The sequence below is a fragment of the Staphylococcus argenteus genome, from assembly GCF_000236925.1.
Taxonomy (GTDB): Bacteria; Bacillota; Bacilli; order Staphylococcales; family Staphylococcaceae; genus Staphylococcus; species Staphylococcus argenteus.
In genome coordinates, this window is the sequence record NC_016941.1 from 2,115,555 (window position 1) to 2,132,865 (window position 17,311).

At 32.6% G+C, this 17,311-nt stretch carries 16 protein-coding genes; 3 read left to right on the top strand and 13 right to left on the bottom strand.

Annotated elements, in window-relative coordinates:
- Positions 1-298: 298 nt before the first annotated feature.
- The 6 genes from SAMSHR1132_RS10340 to fdaB form a co-directional block, all read right to left on the bottom strand.
- The gene (locus tag SAMSHR1132_RS10340) at positions 299-553 is read right to left on the bottom strand and encodes a type B 50S ribosomal protein L31 (protein WP_000808972.1); all 255 of its coding nucleotides are present in this window, start codon (positions 551-553) and stop codon (positions 299-301) included.
- Between the two features lie 118 nt (positions 554-671).
- Entirely contained in the window at positions 672-1,988 is a 1,317-nt protein-coding gene (rho, locus tag SAMSHR1132_RS10345; protein WP_001115104.1) for a transcription termination factor Rho, read from the bottom strand.
- 246 nt (positions 1,989-2,234) lie between these two features.
- On the bottom strand, positions 2,235-3,662 hold the full coding sequence (locus tag SAMSHR1132_RS10350) for an aldehyde dehydrogenase family protein (RefSeq protein WP_001206116.1): 1,428 nt from the start codon (positions 3,660-3,662) through the stop codon (positions 2,235-2,237).
- 234 nt (positions 3,663-3,896) lie between these two features.
- Complete coding sequence (locus SAMSHR1132_RS10355; RefSeq protein ID WP_000451439.1) at positions 3,897-4,232, bottom strand: winged helix-turn-helix transcriptional regulator; 336 nt, start codon at positions 4,230-4,232, stop codon at positions 3,897-3,899.
- An 88-nt stretch (positions 4,233-4,320) separates the two neighbouring features.
- A complete protein-coding gene (locus tag SAMSHR1132_RS10360; RefSeq protein ID WP_000046616.1) occupies positions 4,321-5,580 on the bottom strand; it encodes a UDP-N-acetylglucosamine 1-carboxyvinyltransferase in 1,260 nt (419 codons plus the stop codon).
- Between the two features lie 470 nt (positions 5,581-6,050).
- On the bottom strand, positions 6,051-6,911 hold the full coding sequence (gene fdaB, locus SAMSHR1132_RS10365) for a class IIb fructose-bisphosphate aldolase FdaB (protein WP_001131841.1): 861 nt from the start codon (positions 6,909-6,911) through the stop codon (positions 6,051-6,053).
- A 217-nt stretch (positions 6,912-7,128) separates the two neighbouring features.
- Between fdaB and SAMSHR1132_RS10370 the strand changes: the two genes are divergently transcribed.
- Complete coding sequence (locus SAMSHR1132_RS10370) at positions 7,129-7,650, top strand: DUF2529 domain-containing protein (protein WP_000036010.1); 522 nt, start codon at positions 7,129-7,131, stop codon at positions 7,648-7,650.
- A gap of 174 nt (positions 7,651-7,824) precedes the next feature.
- On the opposite strand, the gene SAMSHR1132_RS10375 is transcribed toward SAMSHR1132_RS10370, so the two are convergent.
- The 3 genes from SAMSHR1132_RS10375 to SAMSHR1132_RS10385 form a co-directional block, all read right to left on the bottom strand.
- A complete protein-coding gene (locus SAMSHR1132_RS10375; RefSeq protein WP_000159957.1) occupies positions 7,825-9,435 on the bottom strand; it encodes a CTP synthase in 1,611 nt (536 codons plus the stop codon).
- 334 nt (positions 9,436-9,769) lie between these two features.
- Complete coding sequence (rpoE, locus tag SAMSHR1132_RS10380; protein ID WP_000701483.1) at positions 9,770-10,300, bottom strand: DNA-directed RNA polymerase subunit delta; 531 nt, start codon at positions 10,298-10,300, stop codon at positions 9,770-9,772.
- Positions 10,301-10,411: 111 nt separating this feature from the next.
- Positions 10,412-11,272, bottom strand: a complete 861-nt coding sequence (locus SAMSHR1132_RS10385; RefSeq protein ID WP_000159616.1) for a GNAT family N-acetyltransferase — start codon at positions 11,270-11,272, stop codon at positions 10,412-10,414.
- A gap of 432 nt (positions 11,273-11,704) precedes the next feature.
- Between SAMSHR1132_RS10385 and coaW the strand changes: the two genes are divergently transcribed.
- Entirely contained in the window at positions 11,705-12,508 is an 804-nt protein-coding gene (gene coaW / locus SAMSHR1132_RS10390; RefSeq protein WP_000862723.1) for a type II pantothenate kinase, read from the top strand.
- Positions 12,509-12,637: 129 nt separating this feature from the next.
- Here the strand turns inward: coaW and SAMSHR1132_RS10395 are convergent, their stop codons facing one another.
- From SAMSHR1132_RS10395 to SAMSHR1132_RS10405, 3 genes are all read right to left on the bottom strand, one after another.
- A complete protein-coding gene (locus SAMSHR1132_RS10395; protein WP_000120748.1) occupies positions 12,638-13,309 on the bottom strand; it encodes a DUF2750 domain-containing protein in 672 nt (223 codons plus the stop codon).
- 360 nt (positions 13,310-13,669) lie between these two features.
- On the bottom strand, positions 13,670-14,863 hold the full coding sequence (gene ldmS, locus SAMSHR1132_RS10400) for an L-aspartate--L-methionine ligase LdmS (protein ID WP_000166616.1): 1,194 nt from the start codon (positions 14,861-14,863) through the stop codon (positions 13,670-13,672).
- Positions 14,863-16,047, bottom strand: a complete 1,185-nt coding sequence (locus SAMSHR1132_RS10405; RefSeq protein WP_001291489.1) for a M20 family metallopeptidase — start codon at positions 16,045-16,047, stop codon at positions 14,863-14,865. The genes ldmS and SAMSHR1132_RS10405 overlap by 1 nt, the downstream gene beginning before the upstream one ends.
- A 308-nt stretch (positions 16,048-16,355) precedes the next feature.
- Between SAMSHR1132_RS10405 and SAMSHR1132_RS10410 the strand changes: the two genes are divergently transcribed.
- Positions 16,356-16,826 (top strand): S-ribosylhomocysteine lyase, encoded by a 471-nt coding sequence (locus SAMSHR1132_RS10410; RefSeq protein ID WP_000164419.1) that lies wholly within the window; start codon positions 16,356-16,358, stop codon positions 16,824-16,826.
- Between the two features lie 124 nt (positions 16,827-16,950).
- Here SAMSHR1132_RS10410 and SAMSHR1132_RS10415 read toward each other — a convergent pair whose 3' ends face one another.
- Positions 16,951-17,301: a DoxX family protein gene (locus SAMSHR1132_RS10415; RefSeq protein WP_001024027.1), complete on the bottom strand. Its 351-nt coding sequence runs from the start codon at positions 17,299-17,301 to the stop codon at positions 16,951-16,953.
- Between the last annotated feature and the right edge of the window lie 10 nt (positions 17,302-17,311).

Sequence of the window (17,311 nt, forward strand, 5' to 3'; positions counted from 1 at the left end):
ATAATGTGTATCATTCAAAATATTGTTAAATAGGATATTCCTATCGTTAAGTAACGAATTTACTTTAAGCTAGTATTATCGTTAGAGTCAATGTTCAAACCATTCGTTTTTAATAAACTATAAAATACATGTCATTTCATTCGCAATCTTCATATCTTCAACGAAACACAATAGAATTTATATTTTCAGTACAAAGTAACAAACACTCATCAAACTCATCACATTTATAAACACTTTAAACATAAAAAAACTGCCTATGCATCCATAATTGAATGTAGACAGTTTAACTATCGCTATATTAGTTGTTTGATTTAAGACCAAACTTTTTGTTGAAACGTTCCACACGTCCATCCGCAGCAGCGAATTTTTGACGTCCTGTGTAGAATGGATGTGAATCAGATGAAATATCTAAACGAATAACTGGGTATTCTTTTCCATCTTCCCACTCCATCATTTCTGAAGTTGTTTTTGTAGAACCGCTTAAGAATTTGAAGTTTGTAGTAGTATCTAAAAAGATTACTTGATGATACTCAGGATGAATTCCTTGTTTCATTATTTTCAGCTCCTTTGCCCTGAACCATCTGGAACAGAGTTATTTGTGAGTTTTTACCCAATACTGTGTAATTATAAAGGTAATTAGTATAAAACGCAAGCCCCTGGTGCGATGTTTATTAAATTATCGGACGACCTGTTTTAGTACTTTCTTCTGCAGATTTTTGTAATTGTTTAAAGAAGTCTTCATTGTTCTTCGACTTTTTAAGCTTTCTAATAAAACGTTCAGTGAAGTCAGTTGAATCAGTGAACAGATTTCTTAGTTGCCATAAAGTATCCAATTCAGATTTACTAATTAACAATTCTTCTTTACGCGTTGAGCTTCGACCGATATCAATAGCCGGGAATATACGACGTTCAGATAATTTACGATCTAAATGTAACTCCATATTTCCTGTACCTTTAAATTCTTCATAAATCATATCGTCCATACGTGAACCCGTATCAACTAATGCAGTTGCAAGAATTGTTAAACTTCCTCCCGCTTCTATATTTCTAGCTGCACCGAAAAATGCTTTCGGTTTGTGTAATGATGCAGGATCTAAACCACCTGACAATGTACGACCGCTTGGCGGAATAACTAAGTTATATGCACGTGCTAGTCTTGTTATAGAATCCATTAATATGATGACATCTTCACCAATTTCTACTAAACGTTTTGCACGTTCAAGTAATAATTCAGCTACTTTAACATGATGTTCTGGTGGTTCATCAAATGTCGAATGTACAACTTCAGCTGCTTCTACTGAACGCTCTAAGTCCGTTACCTCTTCAGGACGTTCACCAACAAGTAATATAAATAATTTTGCATCTGGTTTATTTGTACTAATTGCATTTGCAATTTCTTTTAATAACGACGTTTTACCCGCTTTAGGAGGTGCTACGATTAAACCACGTTGACCTAGACCAATCGGTGTTACTAAATCCATTATACGTGTTGAATAATTTTTCGTTTCTGTCTCTAATAAAATTCGTTCATCTGGATACAATGGCGTTAATGCTTGGAAATGCGGACGCTTCTTCACTTCTTCTGCATTGTGATCATTGACAAAATCAACTTGTAATAAGCCATAATATTTTTCATTGTCTTTAGGCTTTCTAACTTTCCCTGTCACCTTATCGCCACGTTTAATTTCAAAACGACGAATTTGACTCGCAGAGATATAAATATCTTTTTCTCCTTTAGAATAGTTAACTGTTCTTAAAAAGCCGTAACCGTCTGGTTGGATATCATCTAAAATACCCTCCATATAATAGTTACCATCTTTTTCCATTTGTGCTTCCATAATAGCTAGGACAAGTTCTTTTTTATTTAGTTTACTGTAGTTTGTTAACTTAAGAGTTTTAGCTTTCTGAGTGAGTTCCTTGGTAGTATAGTTCTTGTACAATTCGTGGAATGATTCATACTGAGGAGATGTACGTTCTCTTTCAGGCATATAGTTTACACCCATTTCATTATTTTTTAGTTAGTAAGTAATAGATAGGCATGACAATGCATAAATAACTGTGATGATACGATATCATTATGCTAATCCCCAACCTTTTAAATACATGAATAACTATAGCAAATTTTTATTTTAATTACAAAATCTATTTATAAAAATTGCAAAATTAAAACAGTACACAAAACTTAATTAGTCATGTGCACTGTTTTATTGCGATTTTTAATTCAAAAATCAAATTTATTTAAAGTAACCTGCAATAGATTTCACTTCTAAAAATTCTTCAATACCGTAGTCGCCCCATTCACGACCTAATCCAGACTGCTTATAACCACCAAATGGTAAATCTGGTTTTCTACCTGCTTCATTGATTTCTACAGTACCCGCTTCAATAGAGCGCGCTACTTTACGCAATGTTTCTTTATCATTACCAATGACATAACCTGCTAAACCATATTTAGTATCGTTAGCAATTTCAATTGCTTCATCTAAGTCATTATATGTGATGACTGACATCACCGGTCCAAAAATTTCTTCTTGTGCAATGGTCATATGATTATCAACATTGATAAAAATTGTTGGACGTGCAAAGTAACCTTTTTCAAGGCCATCAGGCTTACCTGGGCCACCGTAGAATAATTCTGCACCTTCTTCAATGCCTTTATTTATATAATTTTGTACTTGATCAAATTGTTTTTTACTAATTATAGGACCGACTTGCGTTCCTTCTTCTCTCGGATTACCAACACGTACTTGACTAAACTGTTCTTTTAACTCAGCTAAAAATGCATCTTTAATTTGATTTGGAACTAACACGCGCGTACCAGCAGTACAAACTTGTCCAGTATTGTTAACCACTTTTCCTGTTGTTGCTTTAGCAGCTTCTTTAATATCTACATCTTCTAAAACGATGTATGGTGACTTACCACCAAGTTCAAGTGATACTTTTTTAAAGTCAGTAGCTGCCTTTTCCATAATTTTAGATCCAGTTGGACCAGAACCAGTAAATGACATCATACGAACTTTCGGGTGTTCAGACAATGGATTACCTACACCAGCACCATCACCATTCACAAGGTTAAATACCCCTTTAGGAACACCAACCTTATCAAATATTTCCGCTAAAATAACTGCTGCAAATGGTGTTTCTTCAGAAGGTTTAAGTACCACTGGACTACCCGCTGCAAATGCTGCTGCTAACTTTAATGACGTTTGATTCGTCGGGAAATTCCATGGTGTAATTAAACCTGATACACCAATACCTTCTTTAACAACTAAATCATCTCCACGACGTTCTTCAAATTCAAAAGTATTCAGAGCATCTCTTGCTGCAACAAAATGATTTAACCCCATTTGATAATGAACACGTTCAGATAATGATAGTGGTGCACCTAGTTCATCTGTAATTGCTTGTACAATGTCATCTTTTCTATTTTCATATTCTTTTACAATTTTATCTAGCAGTTCTTGTCTTTCTTTTACAGGCATATGACGGAATTCTAAATAAACACTGTCAGCCGCCTCAACTGCTCTATCTACATCTTCTTTATTTCCTTTTGCAACTTTACCAATTACTTCTTCAGTTGCTGGATTTATAACTTCTATCGTTTCATTACTATTACTGTTAACCCATTCACCATTAATATATTGCTTTGTATAGTCTCTCATTATTCTTTCACTCCTCAAGAATGATTTGTATGTTATTTATCCGTAATGCACACGATATAAACATTACATTTCACTATGATACGCTTCCCTTTTGATTCTTCAAAATAAAATGACTTAGATTTTTAAATCAGATAAACTTCTTTTGAAAATAAAAAACTATTCTCCAATCATCGTATTTAAAACGATAACTAGAAAATAGTTTAATAAGAAAAATTATATTTATAAATTACGATTTTATTTAGCAGTACGTTGATCTGTTAATTCTACGTATGTTTGCGCCCATGCTTCAATTGGATGTAAGGCATCTGCTAACGCTTGACCTTTTTCAGTCAAAACATAAATAATTTGTACTGGACTCGTAGAAATGATTTGTTTTTCTACTAACTCCCATTGTGCAAGCTCTGATAATTTAAGGCTTAATGCACGCGGGGTTATAGTTTTCAAATCTCTTTTCATATCGGAAAAGTGTGCTGAACAGTCATTACATCTTGAGAGATAATTAATGATTAATCCATTCCAACTTCTACCAAGTATTTTAAAAGTTTCTTCGAGATACGGACATACTTCCATCATCTTCACCTCTCATCAAAAAATTAGAATGTAAATTAACACCCTTTTTAAACTTAGTATAATTATTATACCACAAAATAACAATAATCTATACAGTTTCTGTCCAAATGTCAGCGCCTAAAGCTTTTAGATGTTCTACAATATCCGTATAACCTCTATAAATATGTTTTACATTGTAAATTGTTGTAACACCTTCTGCAATTAAGCCAGCAATAATTAAGCATGCACCAGCTCTTAAGTCACTCGCATAAACTTCAGCACCGTGTAAAGTTGACGGTTTGATAGTTGCAGTACCTTCATCAACTTCAATATTAGCTCCCATACGTTTTAATTCTTCTACATGTTTAAATCGTTCAGGATAGATTGTATCCGTTACAAATGACGGACCATTAGCCATAAATAGCAATGGTGTAATCGGTTGTTGTAAATCTGTCGCAAATCCTGGATAAACTAAAGTCTTAATATCTACAAATTGATAAGGTGCATTGTTATTAATACGAAGTCTTTCATCTTGTACATCTACATTGACACCTAATTCACTAAACTTAGCAGTTAATGTTTCGACATGTTTAGGTACAATATTATTTAAAATTATATTTTCACCGCATGCCGCAGCAATACACATATATGTACCCGCTTCGATTCGATCAGGTATCACTTGATACTCAGACCCATGTAATTTCTCTACACCAGTTATCTTAATTGTTGATGTACCTGCACCTTTAATATTGGCTCCCATACTTGTTAAGAAATTAGCAACATCGACAACTTCTGGCTCTTTTGCAGCATTTTCGATTACGGTTTGCCCAGTTGCATAGACTGCTGCTAACATGATATTAATTGTTGCACCTACACTTACCATGTCTAAAAAGATGTGTGCACCTTTCAATTCTTTAGCTTCAATTTTCATAGATATTGCGCTTGATTCGTCAATTTCAGCTCCCAAAGCTTTAAATCCTTTAATATGTTGATCGATTGGACGTGGCCCAAGCGGACACCCTCCAGGCAACCCAATTACACATTTTTTAAAGCGCCCTAACATAGCTCCCATCATATAATATGAAGCACGTAATGATTCAACTTTATTATTAGGTAGCACAGCATTTTTTATTTCAGTTGTATCTACTTCTAACTCAGTACCTTCCAATGTAGCTTTAATATTTAAATCTTCTAATAAACTTACTAACGTTTTAACATCAGAGATTTGTGGTAATCCTTCTAGTTTCACATGTCCTTGAGCTAATAATGTTGCAGGAATGATAGCTACAGCACTGTTTTTCGCACCACTGATATTAACTTCCCCATTCAGCGTGCGTCCACCTCTTATTTTTATTACCTCTTGAGCCATATCATTTATCTCCTTTGTTCATTACTTTTTAAAATTTTGCATTATTAGCATTATAAATTAATTTTACTTTATTTGTAAAATAGTTTATTTTAACCGTTAAATTTGTCTCTCTCTATTTACCATTGATTAATAACTAATAATTTACCTTTACTAATATATGATGTTCGTACCCACTTGACCATGGTCTAAAGTCTGATTATTTGATTGAATTTTGACATTATTATGACAATCCATTCAATTTTAATTTTACAACTAACGTATACACTACTATTTCAATGAATGTATAATTTTCTTTTTAATTATAGCACAAATCATTTTTGTCATATCCCACTCTTTTTGTAAAATCATTTTAAAGTAAAAAAGACTTCTTTATGACTTTCACAGCATAAAAAAGAAGCAAACATTAATCTGTCTGCTTCTTTTTAAATTAATATCCCTACGTTATTAATAATTTTAAAACTAAATATTAATTATTTAGCACGGTTAGAAGTACCGAACTCTTTGATTTTACCTTTAACTGTTTCTTTGATAGCTTCGCGAGCTGGTCCTAAGTATTTACGAGGATCGTAAACTTCTTTGTCGTTATTTAAAACGTCACGAACTGCTTTAGCTGAAGCGATTTGGTTTTCAGTATTTACGTTAATTTTAGCTGTACCAAATGGAATAGCTTTTTGAATATCTTTTGTTGGGATACCAGTACCACCATGTAATACTAATGGTAAACCAGTTGATAAACCAATTTCTTCCATTTCTTTGAAACCTAATTTAGGTTCACCTTTGTATGGTCCATGTACAGAACCAAGTGCAGGTGCTAATGCATCGATACCAGTTTTTTCAACTAGTTCTTGACATTCTTTAGGGTCAGCATAAATGATGCCATCTGCTACAACATCGTCTTCTTGTCCGCCTACAGTACCTAATTCAGCTTCTACAGAAACACCTTTTTCGTGTGCGTATTCAACAACTTTTTTAGTAGTTGCTACGTTTTCTTCAAATGGGCTATGTGAAGCATCGATCATTACTGATGTGAAACCAGCATCGATAGCTTCTTTACATTTTTCAAAGCTTGAACCGTGGTCTAAATGAATAGCTACAGGAATAGTGATGTTTAAGTCATGCATTAAACCTTCAACCATTTTAACAATTGTGTAGAAACCGCTCATATAACGAGCAGCACCTTCAGAAACACCTAAAATTACAGGTGCATTTTCTTCTTGTGAAGCTTCTAAAATTGCTTGAGTAAATTCTAGGTTATTAATATTGTATTGACCTACCGCATAACCATTTTCTTTTGCATCAATTAACATTTCTTTCATTGAAACTAAAGGCATGAAAGTTCCTCCTTGAGTGCTTGTGCACATATTTTTCAAAGTAATTATATCAAAAAAATAGCGCCAATGCATTGAAATACTGCATATTAAATGTGTATTTTTTGAAAAATGCGATAGTTATAATAAATGCAAACGTATACATTATTATGCAATTTAAGTCATTGCATAATATGTGCCCATTAATTACAATATTTTATAAGTAGATTGGAGGATAAAGATGTCAAAAATCTTAAACACACAATTAATAGGAATCTTTAATAGATTAGAAAAACAATCTTTAGAAATTCAAATGGGAGCACAATGCTTAGTACAAGCAATTGGCGGTGAAGGTTATGTCTATGTAAAAGGATATGATGACTTACAATTTTTCGAAAACTTTGTTCTATATAGTGACGAAAGATTAAAGTCTAGCCGTAAACTTGAGTCACTTAATAGCTTCAAGGACATTGATTCAACTGATCGTGTATTTTTATTTGCACCATTCTATTCGGAACAAGTTGCAAATGATATTCAAAAACTTATCGATTTAGATATTGATATTGTCTTAATTAGCAACAAACCTAAAACAGATGACTTTCCTGATTATCTCGTTCATTTTATTGATTTATCTACACCAAGGCCAATTGTCTACACTGAAGATTACGATAAAATTGTGCAACCTCATGCAATGGCGTTTAATTACGTATATTATGATATTTATACACAAATGATTGAAATGACGAGAGATTTAGAATTATAAATACTCGTTCTTTGCCACCCTCTTTCAAGACATGTACTGTTTATATATGTCATTTATCATTTTATTAAATTATTCATCATTAAAATTAAAGCCGTTACCTTCACAAATGATAATGTGGAAGTAACGGCTCTTTATATCAAAATTTTAAGTATTTACTTATGTTTATGATTCTTTTTATTTATTTTGTTGGTATTTTAATGAAGCTTCAATAAATGATTTAAAAATTGGATGTGGACGATTTGGTCTAGATAAGAACTCTGGATGGAATTGACAAGCAATAAAGAAATCATTTGTCGGAATTTCTACCATTTCTACTAAACGTCCATCTGGGCTTGTACCAGAAATAACCATACCGTTCGCTTCTAATTGCTCTCTATAGTCATTATTGAACTCATAACGGTGACGATGTCTTTCTTCAATTTCAGCTTTATCATAAATTGATTGTGCTAAAGTATCATTTTTAATTGCGCATGGATATAAACCTAAACGTAATGTTCCACCTAAATCTTCAATATCTTTTTGTTCAGGCAATAGGTCAATAATTGGATATGGCGTTGCTGGATCTAATTCTGCAGAATGTGCACCTTCAAGACCTAATACATTTCTTGAGAATTCAACAGTTGCAAGTTGCATACCTAAACAAATACCAAAGAATGGCACGTTATTTTCTCTAGCATACTTGATAGCACTGATTTTACCTTCGCTTGCACGGAAACCAAAACCACCTGGTACTAGAATACCATCAACATCCGCAAGGTATTCTGCTGCATTTTCATCAGTTACTTCACTTGAATCAATCCATCTAATGTCAATATCTTTGGCAAAAGGATATCCAGCATGTTTCAATGATTCAACAACTGATAAATACGCATCTTGTAAACTAACATATTTACCTACTAAACCAATTGTAATTTTACCATCTAAATTATTAACGATATCTAATAGTTGTTTCCACTCATCAAGCTGTGTTTCATATTTTGCATTTAATTGTAATCGTTTAATTACGATATCATCCATGTTTTGTTGGCTTAATTGTAATGGAATTTCATATAAAGAATCTGCATCACGACATTCAATAACACTTTCTTTATTGATATCACAGAATAATGCAATTTTATCTTTTAAATCCTGTGTCATTTCATATTCAGTTCTTACTACGATTAAATCTGGTTGAATACCTAAACCTCTTAATTCTTTAACGCTATGTTGTGTAGGCTTAGTTTTCATTTCACCAGCAGCTTTAATATATGGCAACAATGTACAATGTACATACATTACATTTTCTCTACCTAAATCACTACGAATTTGACGAATTGCTTCGATAAACGGAAGTGATTCGATATCACCTGTTGTACCACCGATTTCTGTAATAACAACATCTGCATTTGTACTTTCACCTGCAAGTAATAAACGCTCTTTAATTTCATTTGTAATATGCGGAATAACTTGCACAGTTCCACCTAAGTAGTCACCACGACGTTCTTTTTTCAATACGTGTGAATATACTTTACCCGCTGTTACATTTGAAAATTTATTTAAGTTAATATCAATAAATCTTTCATAATGACCTAAGTCTAAGTCTGTTTCTGCACCGTCATCCGTTACAAATACTTCACCATGTTGATAAGGACTCATTGTACCTGGGTCAACATTTAAGTATGGATCGAATTTTTGAATTGTTACATTTAGACCTCTATCTTTTAATAATCTACCTAGAGAAGATGCTGTAATACCCTTCCCTAATGATGAAACTACGCCACCTGTTACAAAAATAAATTTTGTCATGTCCTGACCTCCTAATTATTAAAGGGAATGCTTCCTCATCAATTGTAAAAATTACGCAAAACATAACTTTAACGTTAGCAATTTCACATTAAGTGTCTATCGTTTTTATCATTAAACATAGTTACACGTTAACTAACTTTTCATGTTATGTCGCTATGTATATCATTTACAACTTTGATTTTTGCGTTATCATTTCTTGATTTACTCAATTAAATAAAAAAACGCTCCCTCTCACAAATTCTGTAAGGGGAGCGTATAAATTTTATACACGTGTCCTATTTAAAGGAGCCCGAATAAAATTTTATCATCTTTCAACTAAAAGTCAAACAAAAAATTAATCGTTGAAGTCTTCTTCGTCTTCAAACACTTCTTCGTCTTCGTCTAGTTCATCTTCATCTTCTTCAATGACTATATCAGAATGATTGATTTCTTCTTCAACCTGCTCGTCTTCTGGATCATTTAGTTCTTCTTGATCATCTGTTTGAGCTGGAATATCATCGTCGTCATCCATTTCATCTTCGCCCAATAATTTTAAGTTTTGATCTTCTTCATCATCCGCATCCAAAATATCGAATTTTTGAATAGTTGGTGCGATTTTCTCTTCAATATCATCTACTGAATACCAATCACGTAATCCCCATAAATTTTCTCCAACATTTAAAAAACGACCATCTGTGTTTAAATCTGTGTAAAATTGTACAACACGATTTTCAATTTCTTCGTACTCATAATCACCTAACGCTCTAAACTCATCGATGATATCATATAAGTTCATTGTTTCGCCTTTATCATTCAATAATGTATAAGCCATATCGATAAATGATTTTTCATCAACCATTTGTTTAGTATAATCTTGAATTTTCATTGCCCAATACTTCCTTTCGAAGGATATAATCTAAATTTATACGTCTGAATTCATTTATATATAGTAACAAAACTAAATTATAAATGACAATATCATATTTCGCAATCACTGTTAGTAATTTAAATATTTTTCAAAAACTACATAATCTTCAGTTTGTTCTATTTCAACAAAATTACTATTAATACAAAGTGGTTTAAAATCGTTATTTTCCCCAAACAAAATCATTGATATAACATTAAGATTATCATAGTTTTTTCTTAAGTAAGTAGGCAATTGTCTGAGTGCGCTAGAACCAATACCATTAAATCGATAAGATTTATCCACTTCAATTGCTGCAATATTCATGCGTTGTCCGATTTGCTCTAAAGCAATAAAACCAACCTTTTGACCATCAATCATTAAATTGATGATATGTACATTAGTCACTTCAGAACGACTTTCCGCTTCAAGTTTCAAAGAAGAAACATGCTTCGAATCTAAATCTAAATAGTATAATCGTTCTTTACCAATTGGTCCTTCTTCTTTAGTCGCTGTATGCATAAACCCAGCACGTTCATACAAATTCCAAGCACTATCATTTTCAGCATCTACAACCAAATATAAGTGATTAAAATCAGGAAATAATCCTTGAACGTATTGTGGCAATGACATCATTATCTTAGTACCGTAGCCATAGCCCTGATATTTTTCATTTATAGATAATGAACGAATATATACGACGTTTTCAGGTGTGTCATAACCTTCATGTTGATAATATCGATGTAATACGAAAAATCCAACGACGTCATTTTGATCATTAATAGCTACATTAGCAATCCTATCAGTATCCTCAATTGCATCATCAACAACATCTTTAGGTAAAGATGAGTATATTTGCTGTCTTTCATTTAACTCAAATTCATTAATATCTGAACGATATTGTTCTTCAAATACTTTTAATGTAATACCTTCAAAATATAGTTCTTTAGTCATATATTTAACCCCTATCTCTTTATATATGAAACGTAACCCCATATTATTTTACCGATTATTGCAACTCGATACCATTATTTACCCTACATCTTTCTTATTATTGATTGATACACTTTTTAATTTTAAAATTAATTGGAACTACTTCATTGACTATCATATAATTTCAAACATGCTTTATTCCCCTTGTTCATATAAAGCGATATACCTGCCCACTCACTGTATATAGAAAATGTTTAAAAGTAATTTCTTCCCACTTAAAAAACATAAAATTATGACACATTACATGTATGTTTGTCATTTTATTGCTAAACGCTTACAATTTTGAAATATTAAGGTATCAATTTTGTAAATAGTAGTTATTTCCACTTGTTTTTTAGTAATTTTACTATACTATTATTTAAGGATATATATTAATGACGAGGTGGGAATCCTATGAAAGTTGGCATTGATGCTGGCGGTACACTTATAAAAATCGTTCAAGAGCAAGATAACCAACGCATTTATAAAACTGAATTAACTAAAAATATTGATCAAGTTATTGAATGGCTAAATCAACAACAAATTGAAAAGTTAGCTTTAACTGGAGGTAATGCGGGTGTCATCGCTGAAAACATCAATATACCTGCGCAAATATTTGTTGAGTTTGACGCTGCATCTAAAGGTTTAGGTATTTTATTAAAAGAGCAAGGTCATGATATAACTGACTATATTTTTGCAAATGTCGGTACTGGTACATCACTACATTACTTCGACGGGCATTCGCAACGTCGAGTTGGTGGTATTGGTACGGGAGGCGGCATGATTCAAGGACTTGGTTATCTACTAAGTCAAATCACTGACTATAAACAATTAACTGACTTGGCGCAACATGGCGATCGTAACACCATCGATTTAAAAGTTAGACATATTTATAAAGATACCGAACCTCCAATTCCCGGTGACTTAACCGCAGCTAATTTCGGACATGTACTGCATCATTTAGATGCTGACTTCACAGCAAGTAATAAGTTAGCAGCCGTAATTGGTGTTGTAGGTGAAGTTGTTACAACAATGGCAATCACAGTTGCACGTGAATTTAAAACTGAAAATATCGTTTACATTGGTTCTTCCTTTAATAACAACGCATTATTGCGTCAAGTTGTTGAGGACTATACTGTTTTACGTGGTTGCAAACCATACTATGTTGAAAACGGCGCATTTTCAGGTGCCATAGGGGCATTAAATTTAGGAAAGTAGAAAAAGACCATTTATATGAGCGTTGCTATAAATAAACGCTATATAAATGGTCTTTGTTTTATGTTCTTTGTGTTTTAGAATACTAATCATTTCAATTATGATTACTCAAGTACTTATAATTCGATTCTATTAAAACGTTAATTCATTTGATAACTTTTGTGCTGATACAATCGTACCAACTACACCTGTTTTCAAATCTATAGCGACAGCCTTTTGATCATCTCTAAGTTCATCTAGCCATTCACTAAAGACAGAACCCTCGATTGTAATAAGATCACATTCTTCAAAATCTTCATCTCTTACTTTTAATGCTCTGCTTTTTATACTCCATACCGGCATAATATGAGGTCTTTTTTCATCATTATCATTTTCACTAATAAGAATGAATTGTTTGCTTCCTTTTTTTGTTAAACCATAGACTTCATCATACTTTGCGACATCTTGCACAAATTCCTTTAATCTGATTTTGTCTAATTCTGTCATAATTTCTTGTGTCACACTGACCACATTTAATAAATGACCCTCTTCTTCAATCGTTTGATTCATAACTATATGATCTTGTTCATCGAATAAATCATCTAATTCATAAGTCGCAAATCTATCAACATCCATTTTAACTACTTTATCAAAAGGAATATCTCGACTTGTTAAAAATGATTCGGCCATATTTTCATCTGTCCATACGCCTATGTAGTCTTTACTTTTATAATTAAGACGTACTAATTTTTTATTTTTAGAGGCAAAATAAATATATTCATTTATTAATATATCTCTAAAGAACGAATATGTTTTATAAGACATCCTTGACCCTCACTTTTCAAAATATGTAATACTTAAAATAGTAAATGACTCCAACATGATAGTCAATGAGACATATCTCGAGTTCAATTTAATGTCATGTTTCCGAGTTAAGAATGATCCCCTTATAAATTAAAGCATAAGCTACTAGGACTTCTTATATTTAATAATACTTACTACTTCCAATACCTTTCACTTTTCACTAAAACGAGGATGCCTTCTATCAACTTTTAATAGAAACCATCCACATCTCAATATTTTTATACACAAACATTAAAACATTTAACATCATAGGCATTTAAATATTTAGAAAAATTTTCAGTTTATCAATCTTTTAATTGTCTAGATTCGCTACAAGAACTATTATTTGTTATCAAGTTCTGCTATAAATGCTTGTTCTTTTTCTAATACTGCTTCTTTTGAATCTCCATGCCAAATACAACCAAACCTTGACTTAACTTTATTGTCACCATACCAATCGCCATCATAATATGACAATGGATATAAAATTCCTTCATCTACATATTTCGAAATAGTATTGAAGAAATGCGCATTATCACCTCTTGAATGGTAGCTATAAAATTTTTGATACCCTGGATTTAATTCGTTAGACAGCAATAACATACTTGTAGATCCATTTTGCCTAAAATTCAAATCAATTGCATATACATCATCATTTTGATCAACTAGTAAATCAAAGCCAGCTATGCCAAAGAACCCTTTATTCACACCAATTTCCATAATTTGTCTTCCTGCTTCAATGACATGTTCTGGGGTATCAATTGCATTTTCATTTCCATTGTAGAATCCATATCGATCAGTCAATTGTGTAGCTGCACCAATATAATGAATACCCATCTCTTTTGAATAGGCAAACTGAACACAATAATTCGCTTTTTCTTCAATTTTTTGTTCGATAATAAGAGACTTCGTTTCAGCAGTCGCATCCTGTATACGTGCTGTTGCTTTTTGTAAATCTTCTTCATGGTAACATATCATCACACCATAACCACCTGCCGTCGGAAGATCATCTCCAGGCTTGATGACAAATGGAAAATCCCATTTTTTAATTACTTCTTCAAAATCCTCAGCACTTACAATTTCTCTTTTAGGTAAAAACTTACCATTCGTCCATTCAGGAATACGCGCTTTATTATTTAAAGCAACAAATAACGTTTTGTCCATTGCATAATATTGTTGACTTAAAATCGATTCATCATGAATATATTGAAAATAAATTTTTTTATTCATTTCATGCGCCAATTGTCCAATTAATGCTTCATACGTTTCCTGATTATTAAACTTATAAATTGTACTTGGCACTTTTTTCCCAATCATTTTAAATAATTGATGTAACTTATTTGTTACGCTTGCTTCATGAACAATGACTGGCAATTCATTTGCAATTAATAATTCCCTACCTGTTAAAAAGTTAGATTGATGTTCGTCTGGTTTTAACCACGGATTTGAAATATATGAAGGTCTTGATGTATATACGACATCGTTTTCATATAAATCACTTAACGTTAAATTTACGTTATTATCACGTTTTGTCATTACTTCCCATTCCCTTTCAAATGCGCATGTTCTTCAACTATGTCTTGATATAATTCTTGATTTGTTATTAACTCTAATCCCATTAATGCCATGATTTTTGCACCCTTAATCAATGCTTCATCCCCATGAACACTAGCGGCTGCTTCTCTAAATCTGTGTGTATGTCCTACTAAATTACGAGAGCCAATTTTAATGTGTGGATGTATTGTTGGTACGATATGACTTACATTTCCAGTATCTGTTGAGCCATAACCAAAATCATCTTCAATTACCGCTTCGCCAACCTCTTCGGCATATTTTACAAATAAATCATCTAATTTCGGTGCTTTAACAAACTCATTTACGCCATTTTGAATTGGACCAAACTCAAAGTCACAACCAGTTTGAATCGCCGCTCCTCTAGCAATTTGATTTACTTTTTCTGTCAACACGTCCAATTCCTTTCGCGTCATCGCTCGAGTGTAAAAACGTGCATGAGTATAATCTGGAATAATATTTGCAGCTTTCCCTCCATCTAAAATAACCCCATGTACTCGTTGCCCTTTTTTAATATGTTGTCGGAGTTGTGCTACACCGTTAAAATAGCTAATCATGGCATCTAATGCGTTTAATGCTTCATCTGCATTTTCAGATGCATGGGCACTTTTCCCATAAAACTTAACGTCTAATACATCAACTGCTAAAGTATCGATTGTTTTATACGTTTCATTTCCAGGATGAATCATCAAAGCAATGTCTATTTGATCAATAACACCAGCTTTAACATAAGAAGCTTTGGCACTCCCGTTTTCTCCACCTTCTTCAGCTGGGCATCCAAGCACAACAACTTTACCACCTATTTGATCAACCACTTGCTTTAGCCCTATGGCACTAAGTACACTCGCTGTTCCAATAATGTTATGTCCACAAGCATGCCCTAATCCTGGTAAAGCATCATATTCCGCCAAAAATCCAATAGCTGGACCATCAACGCCTGAATCATATGTAGCAATAAATCCTGTCGCATGACCCGCAATTTCAGTCTCTATACTAAAGTCATTTTCCTTCAATTTATCTATTAAAGTTCGAGACGCAAATATTTCTTCATTTCCAAGTTCTGGACGCTCATGAATTCTATGACTGATTTCGATATAGCTATATTTATTCGTTTCAATATAATCGAGAATTTGTTGTTTTTCACTCATTTTTATTATCTCCCTTTTACCCTACAACCATTTTAATCATCCACAATATTTTGTTCTTTCAAAATGAATTATTACTTATTCTATCGGTTTTATCTCGTGATGTCATCTAATTTTTCTTTATTTACTAAATTTTCTAACAACTAAAATGAAAGCTCATATATTATCGAAAGTTTCAAATTGTAAAACATTAGCGCTATTGTTACAATCAAAGTATTGTTAGATAGTAAAACTTACAGCAAATTTACGTTTCACAATGTAACAAATTATATGCGGTTTATAGTGTTGAGAAATTAATAGGAGGAAATAAGATGACAAAAATGAATGTAGAAAGTTTCAATTTAGATCATACTAAAGTGGTTGCACCTTTTATTAGATTAGCGGGGACAATGGAAGGCTTGAACGGAGATGTGATTCATAAATATGATATTCGCTTCAAACAGCCTAATAAAGAACATATGGACATGCCTGGGTTACATTCATTAGAACATTTAATGGCTGAGAACATTAGAAACCATAGTGATAAAGTAGTAGACTTAAGTCCTATGGGTTGCCAAACTGGTTTCTATGTGTCATTTATCAACCATGACAATTACGATGATGTGCTAAATATTATTGAAGCAACATTAAATGATGTGTTAAATGCAACGGAAGTTCCTGCATGTAACGAAGTGCAATGTGGTTGGGCTGCAAGTCATTCCTTAGAAGGTGCTAAAACAATCGCACAAGCATTTTTAGATAAACGCGATGAATGGCATGACGTGTTCGGTACTGGAAAATAAACAACCTTTTTTCAATATATATATTCGTCTCAATTTAAAAAGCAGTTAAACAATGATGACACTTTCACCATTGTCTAACTGCTTTATTTCTTCAATTACACATCCATTGAATCTAATTCAGTAGTTATAATTTTTTAATGATTCCCATTAATACAAATTGCATAGGTAATCTTAAATACAACTGCCATGTTGGCAACTGTTTATCACCTAGTGGTAATTTTTTAACAGCCATGTAAATATTAGCTGGGAATACTGCTAACAAGAACAGATTGATTACATTTTTCAAACATTGCGAAGGTTTTTTAACTAATAGTGCTAACCCAAATAATATTTCAAAAACACCTGTAATTATGACTGCTGTTTTTCGAAGCGGTAAACATTTTGGTATGATATTTCTAAATTGTTGTTCTCTTGTAAAATGTAAAACGCCAATTGCACTAAAGCCTATACCTAATAAATATCTCAATATGTTCAATCGCTTTCCT

Coding starts and splice junctions, on each gene's coding strand:
- coaW (WP_000862723.1), top strand. CDS start 11,705: ATGAAAGTTGGCATTGATGCTGGCGGTACACTTATAAAAATCGTTCAA.
- SAMSHR1132_RS10360 (WP_000046616.1), bottom strand. CDS start 5,580: ATGGCTCAAGAGGTAATAAAAATAAGAGGTGGACGCACGCTGAATGGG.
- SAMSHR1132_RS10405 (WP_001291489.1), bottom strand. CDS start 16,047: ATGAGTGAAAAACAACAAATTCTCGATTATATTGAAACGAATAAATAT.
- rpoE (WP_000701483.1), bottom strand. CDS start 10,300: ATGAAAATTCAAGATTATACTAAACAAATGGTTGATGAAAAATCATTT.
- SAMSHR1132_RS10355 (WP_000451439.1), bottom strand. CDS start 4,232: ATGGAAGTATGTCCGTATCTCGAAGAAACTTTTAAAATACTTGGTAGA.
- rho (WP_001115104.1), bottom strand. CDS start 1,988: ATGCCTGAAAGAGAACGTACATCTCCTCAGTATGAATCATTCCACGAA.
- SAMSHR1132_RS10410 (WP_000164419.1), top strand. CDS start 16,356: ATGACAAAAATGAATGTAGAAAGTTTCAATTTAGATCATACTAAAGTG.
- SAMSHR1132_RS10340 (WP_000808972.1), bottom strand. CDS start 553: ATGAAACAAGGAATTCATCCTGAGTATCATCAAGTAATCTTTTTAGAT.
- SAMSHR1132_RS10395 (WP_000120748.1), bottom strand. CDS start 13,309: ATGTCTTATAAAACATATTCGTTCTTTAGAGATATATTAATAAATGAA.
- SAMSHR1132_RS10350 (WP_001206116.1), bottom strand. CDS start 3,662: ATGAGAGACTATACAAAGCAATATATTAATGGTGAATGGGTTAACAGT.
- fdaB (WP_001131841.1), bottom strand. CDS start 6,911: ATGCCTTTAGTTTCAATGAAAGAAATGTTAATTGATGCAAAAGAAAAT.
- SAMSHR1132_RS10370 (WP_000036010.1), top strand. CDS start 7,129: ATGTCAAAAATCTTAAACACACAATTAATAGGAATCTTTAATAGATTA.
- SAMSHR1132_RS10375 (WP_000159957.1), bottom strand. CDS start 9,435: ATGACAAAATTTATTTTTGTAACAGGTGGCGTAGTTTCATCATTAGGG.
- SAMSHR1132_RS10385 (WP_000159616.1), bottom strand. CDS start 11,272: ATGACTAAAGAACTATATTTTGAAGGTATTACATTAAAAGTATTTGAA.
- ldmS (WP_000166616.1), bottom strand. CDS start 14,863: ATGACAAAACGTGATAATAACGTAAATTTAACGTTAAGTGATTTATAT.